The sequence below is a fragment of the Nocardia brasiliensis genome, from assembly GCF_011801125.1.
Classification (GTDB): Bacteria; Actinomycetota; Actinomycetes; order Mycobacteriales; family Mycobacteriaceae; genus Nocardia; species Nocardia brasiliensis_C.
Genome location: NZ_CP046171.1, coordinates 1,372,164 through 1,385,644, shown reverse-complemented (window position 1 = coordinate 1,385,644; position 13,481 = coordinate 1,372,164). Strand labels below are relative to the sequence as shown.

General features: G+C 67.1%; 13 protein-coding genes. All 13 read right to left on the bottom strand.

Annotated features, from left to right (window positions below):
• Nucleotides 1-32: 32 nt before the first annotated feature.
• Nucleotides 33-1,670 (bottom strand): F0F1 ATP synthase subunit alpha, encoded by a 1,638-nt coding sequence (gene atpA, locus F5X71_RS06220; protein ID WP_167461066.1) that lies wholly within the window; start codon nucleotides 1,668-1,670, stop codon nucleotides 33-35.
• A gap of 77 nt (nucleotides 1,671-1,747) precedes the next feature.
• Entirely contained in the window at nucleotides 1,748-2,560 is an 813-nt protein-coding gene (locus F5X71_RS06215) for a F0F1 ATP synthase subunit delta (RefSeq protein WP_167461065.1), read from the bottom strand.
• A gap of 19 nt (nucleotides 2,561-2,579) precedes the next feature.
• Entirely contained in the window at nucleotides 2,580-3,143 is a 564-nt protein-coding gene (locus F5X71_RS06210) for a F0F1 ATP synthase subunit B (protein ID WP_167461064.1), read from the bottom strand.
• Between the two features lie 5 nt (nucleotides 3,144-3,148).
• Nucleotides 3,149-3,397 carry an ATP synthase F0 subunit C gene (locus tag F5X71_RS06205; RefSeq protein ID WP_167461063.1) on the bottom strand — a complete coding sequence of 83 codons (249 nt, stop codon included), beginning with the start codon at nucleotides 3,395-3,397 and terminating at the stop codon, nucleotides 3,149-3,151.
• A 77-nt stretch (nucleotides 3,398-3,474) separates the two neighbouring features.
• Nucleotides 3,475-4,323: a F0F1 ATP synthase subunit A gene (gene atpB, locus F5X71_RS06200; protein ID WP_171904504.1), complete on the bottom strand. Its 849-nt coding sequence runs from the start codon at nucleotides 4,321-4,323 to the stop codon at nucleotides 3,475-3,477.
• Between the two features lie 253 nt (nucleotides 4,324-4,576).
• A complete protein-coding gene (locus F5X71_RS06195; protein ID WP_167461062.1) occupies nucleotides 4,577-5,032 on the bottom strand; it encodes a hypothetical protein in 456 nt (151 codons plus the stop codon).
• Between the two features lie 11 nt (nucleotides 5,033-5,043).
• Nucleotides 5,044-6,201, bottom strand: a complete 1,158-nt coding sequence (locus F5X71_RS06190; RefSeq protein ID WP_014982064.1) for a glycosyltransferase family 4 protein — start codon at nucleotides 6,199-6,201, stop codon at nucleotides 5,044-5,046.
• A gap of 52 nt (nucleotides 6,202-6,253) precedes the next feature.
• A complete protein-coding gene (locus tag F5X71_RS06185; protein ID WP_167461061.1) occupies nucleotides 6,254-6,919 on the bottom strand; it encodes an L-threonylcarbamoyladenylate synthase in 666 nt (221 codons plus the stop codon).
• Nucleotides 6,920-6,957: 38 nt separating this feature from the next.
• The gene (gene prmC, locus F5X71_RS06180) at nucleotides 6,958-7,833 is read right to left on the bottom strand and encodes a peptide chain release factor N(5)-glutamine methyltransferase (protein ID WP_167461060.1); all 876 of its coding nucleotides are present in this window, start codon (nucleotides 7,831-7,833) and stop codon (nucleotides 6,958-6,960) included.
• A 13-nt stretch (nucleotides 7,834-7,846) separates the two neighbouring features.
• Nucleotides 7,847-8,917 carry a peptide chain release factor 1 gene (gene prfA, locus F5X71_RS06175; protein ID WP_167461059.1) on the bottom strand — a complete coding sequence of 357 codons (1,071 nt, stop codon included), beginning with the start codon at nucleotides 8,915-8,917 and terminating at the stop codon, nucleotides 7,847-7,849.
• 108 nt (nucleotides 8,918-9,025) lie between these two features.
• Nucleotides 9,026-9,262 (bottom strand): 50S ribosomal protein L31, encoded by a 237-nt coding sequence (rpmE, locus tag F5X71_RS06170; RefSeq protein WP_167461058.1) that lies wholly within the window; start codon nucleotides 9,260-9,262, stop codon nucleotides 9,026-9,028.
• 884 nt (nucleotides 9,263-10,146) lie between these two features.
• On the bottom strand, nucleotides 10,147-12,180 hold the full coding sequence (rho, locus tag F5X71_RS06165; protein WP_174817016.1) for a transcription termination factor Rho: 2,034 nt from the start codon (nucleotides 12,178-12,180) through the stop codon (nucleotides 10,147-10,149).
• Nucleotides 12,181-12,467: 287 nt separating this feature from the next.
• Entirely contained in the window at nucleotides 12,468-13,433 is a 966-nt protein-coding gene (gene thrB, locus F5X71_RS06160) for a homoserine kinase (protein ID WP_167466259.1), read from the bottom strand.
• Nucleotides 13,434-13,481: the final 48 nt, after the last annotated feature.

Here is a 13,481-nt window from a genome sequence, read left to right as displayed (position 1 = left end):
AACCCATAGCTCGCATCAGTCTCGAACCTGGGTCACTTCTCGACGTGCTTGCGAGTGACCGAGAGGGTCTCGACCTCTTCGTGCTCGAGGTCGCCCGCCTCGGCCTCGTTCACGACGCGGGTGCCGTCGGAGGCGAGGAAGCCCTGCTTGAACTTGTCGGTCTCGGCCTTGATCTGGTCGGCGGCCTCGTCCGCGAGCACCTTGCCGCCCTCGATGGTCTTGAAGGCGTCGGCGGCGGAGCGGTGCAGGTGCTCGAGCAGCTCACGGTTGAACCGACGGATGTCGGCGACCGGAACCGAGTCGTAGTAGCCCGCGTCGACCAGGTAGATCGAGACGATCTGGTCCTCGACGGCGACCGGCGAGTACTGGTCCTGCTTGAGCAGCTCGACCCAGCGGGCACCGCGCTCGAGCTGAGCGAGCGAGGCCGCGTCGAGGTCGGAGGCGAACGCGGAGAACGCCTCCAGCTCGCGGAACTGGGCCATTTCCAGACGCAGCGAGCCGGCGACCTTCTTCATGCCCTTGGTCTGCGCGGCGCCACCGACACGGGAGACCGAGGTACCGACGTTGATCGCCGGCCGGACGCCCTTGTTGAACAGGTCGGACTCGAGGAAGACCTGGCCGTCGGTGATGGAGATGACGTTGGTCGGGATGAACGCCGAGATGTCGTTGGCCTTGGTCTCGATGATCGGCAGACCGGTCATCGAGCCGGCGCCCATCTCGTCGGAGAGCTTGGCGCAACGCTCCAGCAGACGCGAGTGCAGGTAGAAGACGTCACCCGGGTACGCCTCGCGGCCCGGCGGGCGACGCAGCAGCAGCGAGATGGCGCGGTAGGCCTCGGCCTGCTTGGTCAGGTCGTCGAACACGATGAGAACGTGCTTGCCCTGGTACATCCAGTGCTGGCCGATGGCCGAACCGGTGTACGGCGCAAGCCATTTGAAGCCGGCGGAGTCCGAAGCGGGGGCCGCGACGATGGTGGTGTACTCCAGCGCACCGTGCTCTTCCAGCGCGGTCTTGACGCCCGCGATGGTGGAGCCCTTCTGACCGATGGCGACGTAGATGCAGCGCACCTGCTTCGACGGATCACCGGAATCCCAGTTGGCCTTCTGCGCCAGGATCGCGTCGATGCAGACCGCGGTCTTGCCGGTCTTGCGGTCACCGATGACCAGCTGACGCTGGCCGCGGCCGATCGCGGTGAGGGCGTCGATGGCGGTGATGCCGGTGGCCAGCGGCTCCTCGACCGGCTGGCGCTCCAGCACGGTCGCGGCCTGCAGCTCGAGCACGCGCTGCTCTTCGGCCTCGATCTCGCCGAGACCGTCGATCGGCTGACCGAGCGGGTCGACCACGCGGCCGAGGAACTTGTCGCCGACGGGCACCGAGAGCACGTCGCCGGTGCGGCGGACCTGCTGGCCCTCTTCGAGGTCGGCGTACTCGCCGAGGATGACCGCACCGATTTCGCGGTCCTCGAGGTTCAGGGCCACGCCCAGCACACCACCCGGGAACTCGAGCAGCTCATTGGCCATCGCCGAGGGCAGACCGCTCACGTGCGCGATGCCGTCGGCGGTGTCGGTGACAACACCGACTTCCTCGATGGAGGTTTCCGGGGTGTAGCTCTGGGTGTAGCTCTCGATCGCGCTACGGATCTCGTCGGAGGAGATCGTCAGCTCCGCCATGTTCTTCCTGCTCTCGCTGTGTCGAATGTCGGGGGGACGGGGGTCGGCAGCCGGGTGGGTCGACCCGTGGGGCGGCGTCAGGCCAGGGACCGACGCAGCCGTTCCAGTCGGCCGATCGCGCTGCCGTCGATCACGTCGTCGCCGACATGTACGACCAGCCCGCTCAGCAGACTCGGGTCGACCTGCACGTGCACCTGAATCGGCTTGCCGTAGATACGGTGCAACGATGCGGCGAGCCGCTCCCGCTGCTGTGCCGAGAGTGCGATGGCCGCGCGGACATGCGCGACGATCTGGTCACGACGAGCCGCTGCCAGGTCGGACAGTTCGTCGAACGCCGCGGCGCCGACTGCCGTCTTCTGCCTGGCCACCACCTGTTCTGCCAGGGTGAGGGTGATGGTTTCGGTCTTGCCGTTGAGCAGCCGTTCGATCAGTGCCCGCTTGGCCTCGGCCGGCTTCGTCCGATCGGAAAGGGCCTGCTCCAGCTCGGGGTTGTCGCTGACGATCCGGCCGAGCCGGAACAGTTCGTCCTCGACCGCGTCGAGCCGGCCGGTGTCCGCGGCCGACTCGAGCAACGCCTCCTGCCCGAGCAACACCAGGGTGTCGACCAGGTCGGAGGTGCGCGACCAGTCCTGGGCCACAGCGGTGGTCAGCACCGCCTGCGTGGCCGGGCTGACCTTCCCACCGAAGACCCGCTCGCTGAGCTCGGCACGGGCCGAACCCGGCACCGACACGTCCGCGAGCGCAACACGCAGCGAACGCTGGTCGTCCAGCACGGCGACAACGGCGAACAATTCGGAACCCGTTGTGGCCGCGACACTGTCGCTTCCGGTCAGAGCGGCCCTGAGCGCCTCCCGAGACCGGGCGCAGGCCTCGCGGCTCGCTGCGTACATGCTTCTCACTTTCGTGTCGCTACCTTCCGACCCCGATGCCGGCTTTCGACTCGTCATCGAGTTCGGCCAGGAACCGCTCGATGGACGCAGCCTGCTTAGCTTCGTCCGAAACCGACTGTCCGATAATCTTTTCGGCCAAATCTACGGCGGTCTGGCCGAGTTCGGTGCGCAGTTCGGTCAGGATGTGCTGGCGCTGCGCCTCCAGCTGGTGCTGACCAGCGGCGACGATGCGGTCGCTTTCGGCCTGGGCCTCCGCGCGCATCTGCGCGAGGATCTGCTGGCCCTGGGTGCGCGCTTCCTCACGGATGCGTGCGGCCTCGAGCCGGGCGTCGGCCAGCTGCTGCTGGTACTGCTGCAGCGTGAGCTGGGCCTCTTCCTGGGCGACCTCGGCGCGCTTGATGCCGCCCTCGATCTTGTCGGCGCGCTCGTCGAGCACCTTCATCAGACGTGGGATCACGTACTTGTAGAAGAGAACCGCGATAACCGCGACGCAGACCACGGACCAGACGATGTCGTAAGTCTCGGGGAGAAGAGGATTCACATCCTCTCCGCTTCCCGCTGCGAGAACAGAGAACTCGTTCATCGGAATCAGAAGATGAAGCCGGCGACGAGGCCGATCAGGGCAAGCGCCTCGGTGAACGCGATGCCGAGGAACATGTTGGTCCGGATGGTGCCCTGCAGCTCGGGCTGACGGGCGATGCCTTCGATGGCCTTACCGACGACGATGCCGACGCCGATGCCCGGGCCGATTGCCGCCAGACCGTAGCCGATGGCGCCGTAGCCCTTGATCTTGTCAGAGGTGGTTGCGGCTTCCTGGGCCAGGTACGCGAGGCTCATGAGTCTTCCATTCCCTTTCTGTTGCACACCCGCCGGTCGACGAGGTGTAGCAGGTTTTAAGTGTTCGGTCAGGCAGGTCAGTGTGAATCTGCGTGTTGTGCGAGTCCGATGTACACGGCGGTCAGCAGCGCAAACACATAGGCCTGCAGGAAGATGACCAACAGCTCGAAGAGAGTGAACGCGAATCCCGCGAGGAGCGAGAAGGGCGAGAACACTTTCATCCACGCGACGGCGTCGAACAAGAAGAACCAGGTAGCACTGAAGAACAGCACCAACATGATATGTCCGGCCAGCATGTTCGCCATGAGTCGGACGGTCAGCGTGAACGGACGCAGGATGAAGGTCGAGACGAACTCGATCGGAATCAGCAGTACGTGGAGCGCAGGGGGCACATTCGGCACCACGATGCTGCTGCGCAGGTACGTAAAGAATCCGTATTTTTTGATGCCGACGTAGTTGAAGGCGACGTACGCGATGACGGCCAGGACCAGCGGCATGCCGATTCGAGCGTTCGACGAGATGTTCAATCCGGGAATGACACCGGAGAAGTTCAGGAACAGGACCGCGAAGAAGATGGTCGCGATGAGCGGGAAGAACTTACGTCCGGATTCCTTGCCCAAAACCTCGTCGCAAATCTGCTCCTTGACGAAGACCAGACCGGTTTCCGCGACGTTCTGCAGCCCGCGTGGGATGAGGCGCGGATTGCGAAAAGCGAGCATCATCACGACAATCAGGACACCGGTCATCAGAAGCCGGATCGCCATCAAACGATCGAGTTCGAACGGCGTACCCTCGAACAGCAGCGCTGGAGGGAAGAAGTCGGTTAGCGATGGCGCGTGGAACTCGCCCGCCAAAGTGGTGACGCTCAGCGTTCTCTCCCGTGTTCGGGCCGTGGGTTCGGTTGATCCCGCGGTTCGATCGGACATTGACGATCAATTTGGGTCGACTCAGGTCGGCTCGAAATTCGTCAGCAGCTGTGCGGCGGGTTGGGATTCCACCTGGCGTCTGTACGTGTGTCGGCGACATCGTCGACATGCAGAACCGGAACCCCTCGGAGCCCGGCACGGCAGTAAGCATAGCGCCACTCGGAGCGGCCGGGGTGACCGCCCTTCGCTTGGTTGCTTGCTTACCAACACTTTACCAAGCTATCTACGACAGCGTGTAGGGGGGTGGTGGTTATTACTCGTCGGTAGCTGTGTCGCTCGACACATCGGGCACCGTTACGTACGGAACCTTCTGTCGCAGAACGCCGTACGTCTCCGCGCCGAGCACGATTACCAGCGCTCCGACGACGGTCAGGAACAGTGCGATTCGGTCATAAAAGTCGAATTGATTCAAGATCGCTATCACGATCAAAGCGACCAGCATTTTGCCGACCCAACTGGCCAGCATCACCATGCCCGCGGTGGTCGGCGGCAATTTCGCGCCGAACAACACCACGGCGGCCGTGGTCAGGATGAAGCCACCGCCGATGGCCGCGCCGAGCAGCGCACCCCACAGGCCGGGCACGCCCGCGACCGCCGTGGCGATCGCGACGGCGAGCACCACCAGCACACCCAGCCCGATCAAGCCGTAGCGCAGCGCCGCCTTCAGCGGGGCGTCGGGACCGGGAACAGGGGTAGGAACGACACTCACGTCACGAAACCTTACCCGGAGGGCGGATGGTGCTCGGCTTCCTCCCCGCGGCGCAGGCCCGGGATCGCGGTCACCACGAGGGCGAAGACCAGACCGCCCGCCATCAGCAGGATGACCAGTCGACGGTCCATCAGGGCGGTACCGACGGCGCCGAAAGCGAGGATGCCGACCCACAGGTAGATGAGCAGCACCACGCGCCGATGCGAATGCCCGATCTGCAGCAGCCGATGGTGCAGGTGCATCTTGTCCGGAGTGGAGAAACTCACACCCGCGCGCACCCGTCGCACGATGGCCAGCACCAGATCCAGCACCGGAATGAACATCACCGCGCCGACCAGCAGCAGCGGCGAGAGCAGCCCGACGATGTCGCGCGGGCCGAATCCCTGCAGCGGGATGCGCCCGGACGCGCTGGTCGACACCGCGGCGAGCACCAGCCCGATCAGCATCGAGCCCGAGTCGCCCATGAAGATGCGCGCGGGCTGGAAATTGTGCGGCAGGAAGCCCAGGCACGCGCCCGCCAGCGCGGCGGCCAGCAGGGCGGGCGGATAGGTGTCGACCGAGCCGCCCTGCTCGTTCATCAGACCGAGCGAGAACACGAACACCGCGATCGCGGCGATCAGACCGAGCCCGGCCGCCAGCCCGTCGAGCCCGTCGACGAAGTTCATCGCGTTCACCAGGGTGACGGTCACCGCGACCGTGACCAGGCCACCCTGCAACGCGTCCAGGAACACCGTGGTGTTGTTGAACGGGTTGTAGATGCTGTACCAGCTCAGCCCCATCACGGCCATGACACCGGCGGCGGTCACCTGCCCGGCGAACTTGGTGAGCGCGTCCAGGCCCCACCGGTCGTCGACGATGCCGACCGCGACGATGATCGTCGCGGCCACCAGCACCGCGGCCGGGATATTCGGGCTGTAGTCGAATCCTCTTCGCAGCGCGGGCAATTGATGCGCGAACAGCATCGCGCCGACCACGCCGACGTAGATGCCGACGCCGCCCATCCGCGGGATCGGCTTGACGTGCACGTCGCGCTCGCGCGGCACGGCGACGGCGCCGAAACCGATGGCGAGCGTACGGATTCCGCCGGTGGCGAGGAAGGTGATCACCGCGGAGATGAGCAGAACCAGCAGCAGCTCCCGCAGGGGAACCACCGCACCGGAACCGGTCATCCGCGACACCGCCCGAGCATCAGCTCACCCATTCGCGCCGGCGCCTGATCGATCATCGGACGGAGGCGCTGGACAGCGCCTCCGGCGACATGCCGAGGACGTCGGCGATATCGCCGATCGATACGGCACCCTCGCGCAGCACGCGCGGCTGATCGGCGGTCAGATCGACGATGGTGGACGCGACGGCGTGCGTGGCGGGACCACCGTCGAGATAGGTGGCGACCAGCTCGCCCAATTGATCACGGGCCTGCGCGGCGGTCTGCGCGGGCGGCTGCCCGGAGACATTGGCGCTGGAGACGGCGAGCGGGCCGACCTCGCGCAGCAGATCGAGCGCGACCGGGTGCAGCGGCATCCGCAGCATCACCGTGCCGCGGGTGTCACCCAGGTCCCAGGCGAGCGAAGGCGCCTGCTGCACAACGAGACTCAAGCCGCCGGGCCAGAACGCCCGAATCAGCTCCCGCGCCTGCGGGCGCACCGAGAAGACCAGGCCGTCGATGGTGTTCCAGGAACCGACCAGCACCGGCACCGGCATGTCCCGGCCGCGGCGCTTCGCCGCGAGCAGCGAGCTCACGGCGGTGGCATCGAAGGCGTCCGCGGCCAGACCGTAGAGCGTGTCGGTCGGCAGCACGACCAGCCTGCCGGATTTCAGCGCGCTGGTGGCTGCGGTCAGTCCGGCGGCGCGCAGGTCGGGATCCGCGCAGTCGTAGACGGTACTCACCGGACCATCCTGTCACGCGGGCTCGCCACGACCACCTTTCAGGGGCGATTTGCGGCAACGAAGCGTGGTTTGCCCGCTAAGTCCGGATGCTCGACGACGTCGGCGAAAGCACCGGCCGCCAGCAACGCGGCCAGCGCGGAACCGTTGGTGTCGTCGTGCTCGATGGCCGTGCTGCCGCCCGCACGCAACAGCCGGGCGATGGTGGGCACCATGGCGCGGATGACGTCCAGGCCGTCCGGGCCGCCGAACAGGGCCAGGTGCGGGTCGTGGTCGGCCACCTCGGGATCGAGCTGCGCGCCGTCGGGGATGTAGGGCGGATTGGCCACCACGACATCGACGCGGCCGTCGAGCTCGGTCAGCAGGTTCGGGTCGGTGACGTCGGCGGCGTGCAGGACGATCGGGGTGTCCCCCTCGGCGCCGCGCCGATCCGCGTTGCGCCGGACCCAGTGCAGGGCGGCGGGATCGAGTTCCACGGCGTGCACCTCGGCGTCGGGCCTGGCGTGCGCGATGGCCAACGCGAGCGCGCCAGAACCGGTGCACAGATCGACCACCAGCGGGGCGTGATCGTGCGGCAGCGCCGCCAATTGCGCAAGCGCCCAGGCGAACAGCAGCTCGGTCTCCGGTCGCGGCACGAACACGCCGGGCCCGACCATGAGCTCGATCTCGCCCATGGCCGCGGTTCCGATCAAGTGTTGCAACGGAATTCGTTGCGCTCGGCGCACCACGATGGCGCGGTAGTCGGCCAACTCCCCCGGCGTGATGAGCGGCGTCATCAGCAACCGGCTGCGCTGCACCCCGAGCACATGCGCGGCAAGGTATTCCGCGTCGGCCTGCGGGCTGTGCACCCCCGCCGCCCGCAACGTCTCGACGGCGTCGTTGATGGCGGGGCGCAGGGCCACCCGGGTTGTCGACATGCTCGAAAGCTCTTTACTCCGCGGCCATTCGGGCTTCGCGGTCCGCCTTACCGAGCGCGTCCAGCAGCGCGTCCAGGTCACCGTCGAGCACCGCGTCGAGGTTGTGCGCCTTGAAGCCGATGCGATGGTCGGTGATCCGGTTCTCCGGGAAGTTGTAGGTCCTGATGCGCTCGGAACGGTCGACCGTGCGGATCTGGCTGGCCCGGCCCGCCGCGGCCTCCTGATCGGCCTGCTCCTCGGCCAGCGCCTGCAACCGGGCGGCCAGCACCTGCATGGCACGGGCCTTGTTCTGCAGCTGCGAACGCTCGTTCTGGCAGGTCACCACGATGCCGGTGGGCAGATGGGTCAGTCGCACCGCGGAGTCGGTGGTGTTGACGCCCTGGCCACCCTTGCCGGAGGACCGGTAGACATCGACGCGCAGATCGCTCTCGTCGATCTGCACCTCTTCCACCTCGTCGGGCTCGGGGTAGATGAGCACGCCCGCGGCGGAGGTGTGGATCCGGCCCTGTGACTCGGTCACCGGCACCCGCTGCACGCGGTGCACGCCACCTTCGAACTTGAACCGGGACCACACACCGTCGCGTGCGGCGTCGCGGCTCTTGATCGAGAGCGTGGCGTCCTTGTAGCCGCCGAGATCGGACACGGTGACGTCGAGGATCTCGACCTTCCAGCCGTGCCGCTCCGCGTAGCGGACGTACATGCGGGCCAGGTCGGAGGCGAACAGCGCCGATTCCTCGCCGCCCTCACCGGATTTCACCTCGAGCACCACGTCGTCACCGTCGTGCGGGTCGCGCGGCGCGAGCAGGTCGGCAAGGGACTGTTCCAGCTCGCCGACCTGACGTTCCAGGTCGGGGACCTCGGCGGCGAAGGCCGCGTCGTCGGCGGCGAGTTCGCGCGCGGCGGCCAGGTCCTCGCGCGCGGACTTCAGCTTGGTGTAGGTCGCCATGATCGGCGCGAGCTCGGCGAACCGCTTGCCGACCCGGCGCGCGGCGCCCGGATCGTTGTGCAGCGCCGGATCGGACAGCTGCGTTTCCAGGCCTGCGTGCTCGGCCAGAATGTCGTCGATCGCGGACGGTTGCGTCACAGCTTCGCTTCCTTCTCTAGTTTCCTGTCCCGCCGGCCGCCGGCCGGGGTGCCCGACAAAAGCACCGACGCCCGGCCTGCAGCGCAGGACCGGGCGTCGGCGAGGAAGCTATTTGGCGTCGGTGTCGGCCTTCTTGCCGGCCCGCTTGCCGTAGCGCGCCTCGAAGCGGGCCACACGGCCACCGGTGTCGAGGATCTTCTGCTTGCCGGTGTAGAACGGGTGGCACTGCGAGCAGACCTCGACGGTGATGTGTCCCGACTCCTTGGTGCTGCGAGTCTGGAAGGTGTTGCCGCAACCACAGACGACCGTGGTGTCGACATACGTCGGGTGGATTCCTGCCTTCATGGGTGTCCTCTCGATATTGGCCGCCGGGTCGCTCACGTGGGAAATCGCGCGAACGTGAACCGGAGCCGACTTAGGCGGGAGCTCTGCTCGAGCGAGCAGACGCAACGACCGTTCAGTATGCCAGAACTGTCACTACGCTCCCAAAACACCCCCGGGCGGTGGTTTGTTCCCGCCCCAGGTACTCCCCCTACCACTGTCGCCCCAGGAAGTTCGGGCACGCGGATCGACGCTGTCTCAGGAACCCTGAAGTCGGGTAGTCCGCTACTCATGAATACGAACAGCGACGTTCATAGAGTTGAGTCCTCGGGCCGATTCGCCGCGTGAACACCGCCCTTGCGGCGGAAAGCCAGCTCGAGTGTCGAGCGCACGCCGGCGTGCCGTGACAGAAGGGAGAACTTGTGAACATCCGAGTCGCGTCCGCGATCTTCGGCCTGCTGCTCCTCGCTGTCGCGGTCGGCTGGTGCGCACTGCCCGACATTCCGACCACCGCCGCCCCGACAACCACCGTCTACGTCGAGACTCTGCACACTGCTCCGGAGGGGAGCGCGGTGAGCACCTCGGCAGTCATCATCGGCGGACTGGTCAGCGGCGCGGCCATGATCGGGCTGATGTTCTTCAGCCCCGCAACGCCGAGAGGGCCCCGTTGGCAGGGCGCCCTCTCGGCGAATGCCGTCGGTTCAACCGATTTCGTCAGCACATGGGTAACTCACCGGGTACATCCAGCACGCGATCGGCACCCGACCGTCGGCCGCCGACGCCGCCATCGAGGCGCACGAGTCTGGGCTGAAGACGCGGAGAGGCGGGACTGGCTGATGTTCTTCAGCCCGCAGACGCCGAAAGGGCCCCGCGGTAGCGAGGCCCTTTCGGCAGTGCAACTCAGGAACTCATTCGTCGAGTGCGCCCGGCGCGGTCTTGCTGACCTGCATCAGGAACTCGAGGTTGTTCTTGGACTTCTTCAGCCGATCGATCAGCAGATCGATCGCCTGGTGCGAGTCCAGGCCGGACAGTACGCGGCGCAGCTTGTGCAGCACCGCCGCCTCGTCGGGGCTGAGCAGTAGCTCGTCCTTACGAGTGCCGGACGGGTTGACGTCCACCGCGGGGAACACGCGCCGTTCCGCGATCTTGCGGTCCAGCTTGAGTTCCGCGTTGCCGGTGCCCTTGAACTCCTCGAAGATGACCGTGTCACCGGTGGATCCGGTCTCCACCATCGCGGTCGCGATGATGGTGAGCGAGCCGCCGTTCTCGATGTTGCGCGCCGCGCCGAGGAACCGCTTGGGCGGGTACAGCGCGGTGGAATCGACACCACCGGAAAGGATTCGGCCCGACGCGGGCGAGGAGTTGTTGTACGCGCGACCCAGTCGAGTGATCGAGTCGAGCAGCACCACAACGTCTTTGCCCATTTCCACCAGTCGCTTGGCGCGCTCGATGGCGAGCTCGGCGACCGAGGTGTGGTCTGACGGCGGCCGGTCGAAGGTCGAGGCGATGACCTCGCCCTTCACCGAGCGCTGCATGTCGGTGACCTCTTCCGGCCGTTCGTCGACCAGCACAACCATGAGGTAGACCTCGGGGTTGTTGATCGCGATGGCGTTCGCGATGTCCTGCATGATCGTCGTCTTACCCGCCTTCGGCGGCGAGACGATCAGGGCGCGCTGGCCCTTACCGATCGGCATGATCAGGTCGATGACGCGAGTGGTCAGCTTGTTCGGCTGGGTCTCGAGCCGCAGCCGCTGGTTCGGGTACAGCGGGGTGAGCTTGCTGAACTCGGGGCGCCGCTTGGCCGCCTCGACCTCACCGCCGTTGACCGTGTCCAGCCGCACCAGCGGATCGAACTTCTGCCGCTGGTTGCTCTGCTCGCCGTCCCGCGGGGCACGCACCGCACCGGTGATCGCGTCACCGCGGCGCAGGCCGTTCTTGCGGACCAGGTTCATCGAGACGTAGACGTCGTTCGGCCCTGCCAGGTAACCCGAGGTCCGGACGAAGGCGTAGTTGTCGAGCACGTCGAGGATGCCCGCGACCGGCTGCAACACATCGTCTTCGCGGATCTCGAGCTCGCGGGCCTCGCCGCCCCCGCCACCGGTTTCGCGGTCGCGCCCGCGGCGACGCTCACGGAACCGGCGACCCCGCCGCCCGCGTCCGCCTTCTTCGTCGTCGTCGTTGCGCGCGTTGTTGCGGTCGTTGCGACCGCCGTTCGCGTTGCCGCCGTTGCCGTTCTGGTTGTTGCGGTCACCGGACTGGTTCCGGTCGCCCGACTGGTTGCGGTCACCGGACTGGTTGCGGTCACGGCGCCGCTCACCCTGCTCGGCGTCCTGCTTCGGCTCGTCACCACGCGCATCGGCCGCGGCCTCGCCGCCGCCGGATCGCGCCTGGTCACGGCCGCGCCGCTGCCGACCACGGCCGCGCTGGCCACCCTCGCGACCCGAATCCTCGGACTCGTTCGAGGTGGACTGCGCGTTCTCGGCCGGAGCCGGATTCGCGGCGGCGGCTTGCTTTTCCTTCGCCGGGGCGGCGGTCTCGGCGGCGGGCGCCTCCTTCGCCGGGGCGGTGCCGACATCGAGGGTGCCCTGCTCGGCGCGAGCGGGCGCGGTGGCACGAGCTTCGGTTTTACCGGACGTTTCGGCCTTGGCGGAAACCGCGGACTTGGCCTGACCCCCCTCGGGCTTTTCGCCCTTCGCCGGTTTTCCGGCCTGATTTTCCTTGATGGCGGCGATCAAATCACCTTTGCGCATTCCGGAGGTGCCTCGGATACCGAGCTCCCCCGCGAGCGCGCGCAACTGCGGCAACAACATTCCAGTCAGCCCCGATCGTGCGACGTCGGTTTGTTCGCTCATCTTCGAAATCTGTCCGGAGTCACTTTCGCGGTCGCCCGAGGCTGGGTTGGATTCCACCCCTGGTGTCGCGAGCAGGTCCGTATCTGTCACGGAAATCCTTTCCTTCCCTCGATTGCCGTGTGCTGTTTCGAGGGTTCGTCCCGCAGTCCGGGCATTCTGCCGGACTCGGATGCGTCCGTCCGCTTCGCCACCGGTGGTGAGAGGTGGGAGAGATCATTCCAGTTGCGCAGCTACGCAGCACCCCCATGGCCTGGAGGCTCGAGCCTGGAGCCTGCTGGAGCGATTGCCCTGATGAAGCACCGGCGTCTGATGCGCACGATGTACGGACTCGCTCAGGATAGCTGCACACTGCGAATATCGGCAAGGCAGACGCGCCGTCAGTCGATCCGGACTCCGTCGGCGAGCCCGGGCTCGACCACGCGCAGGCCGTCCAGAGCCGCGAGTTCGCGGAGTTCGGCAGGGAATTCGCCGGTCCCGAGGGCCAGCACGGTCGGTCCGGCACCGGAAACGGTGGCCGCGATACCCGCCGCTCGCAGCCGGGAAATCCAGGTGGTGGTCAGCGGTAGCGCGGGCGCACGCTGGGCCTGGTGCAGCCGGTCGGCCGTCGCGGGCATCAGCAGGTCAGGACGCTGGGTGAGCGCCACCACGGCCAAGGCGGCCCGGCTGACGTTGAACGCGGCGTCGCCGTGCGGCACCACCTCGGGCAACAAGCCCCTGGTGTGCGCGGTCGCCGAGCGTTCCTCGGGGATGAGCACGACGGGGCGCAGCGACGGGTGCGCGTCCAGCCGCACGGCCCGGTAGACCCGGCCGTGGTGTTCGGCCACCGGAACGCCGTCACGGCCGATGTCGGCGGCCCGGTCGGTCTCGGTCCAGGACACCACGATGCCGCCGAGCACGCTGGCCGCGGCGTTGTCCGGATGACCTTCGAATTCCGATGCCAGCTGCACCAATTGGTCGGCCGAGGCGGCCAGTGCCGGATCGAATTTCGCGGCGATGGCACAGCCGGCCGCGAGCCCGCCGACCACCGCCGACGCGGACGAGCCGAGCCCGCGCGAATGCGGAATCACGTTGCGGCACACCACATCGAGGCCATCGGCCCAGACGCCAGCGGCCTCCAGACCGCGCTCGATCGCGCGCACCACGAGATGTGAAGGGCCCCAGGGCACATCGTCGGCGCCCTCCCCCTCGACCCGGATGCTGAGCCCGGAATCGGTAGTGCGCACGTCGATCTCGTCGAACATGCCGAGCGCCATACCGAGCGAGTCGAACCCGGGACCGAGGTTCGCGGTGGACGCGGGCACCCGCGCGGTCACCGCGAGACCCGCGGGCAGTGTCCGACTCATCGCCGAGCCACGTCGCCGCTCGGCCAGCTGACTATCCTTGGAATTCAA

What these genes read in the sequence shown, in the direction of transcription:
- atpA (WP_167461066.1), bottom strand. Translation starts at nt 1,670, where the DNA reads ATGGCGGAGCTGACGATCTCCTCCGACGAGATCCGTAGCGCGATCGAG.
- atpB (WP_171904504.1), bottom strand. Translation starts at nt 4,323, where the DNA reads ATGTCCGATCGAACCGCGGGATCAACCGAACCCACGGCCCGAACACGG.
- thrB (WP_167466259.1), bottom strand. Translation starts at nt 13,433, where the DNA reads ATGAGTCGGACACTGCCCGCGGGTCTCGCGGTGACCGCGCGGGTGCCC.
- rpmE (WP_167461058.1), bottom strand. Translation starts at nt 9,262, where the DNA reads ATGAAGGCAGGAATCCACCCGACGTATGTCGACACCACGGTCGTCTGT.
- F5X71_RS06190 (WP_014982064.1), bottom strand. Translation starts at nt 6,201, where the DNA reads ATGACCGGTTCCGGTGCGGTGGTTCCCCTGCGGGAGCTGCTGCTGGTT.
- F5X71_RS06215 (WP_167461065.1), bottom strand. Translation starts at nt 2,560, where the DNA reads ATGTACGCAGCGAGCCGCGAGGCCTGCGCCCGGTCTCGGGAGGCGCTC.
- F5X71_RS06210 (WP_167461064.1), bottom strand. Translation starts at nt 3,143, where the DNA reads ATGAACGAGTTCTCTGTTCTCGCAGCGGGAAGCGGAGAGGATGTGAAT.
- F5X71_RS06205 (WP_167461063.1), bottom strand. Translation starts at nt 3,397, where the DNA reads ATGAGCCTCGCGTACCTGGCCCAGGAAGCCGCAACCACCTCTGACAAG.
- prmC (WP_167461060.1), bottom strand. Translation starts at nt 7,833, where the DNA reads ATGTCGACAACCCGGGTGGCCCTGCGCCCCGCCATCAACGACGCCGTC.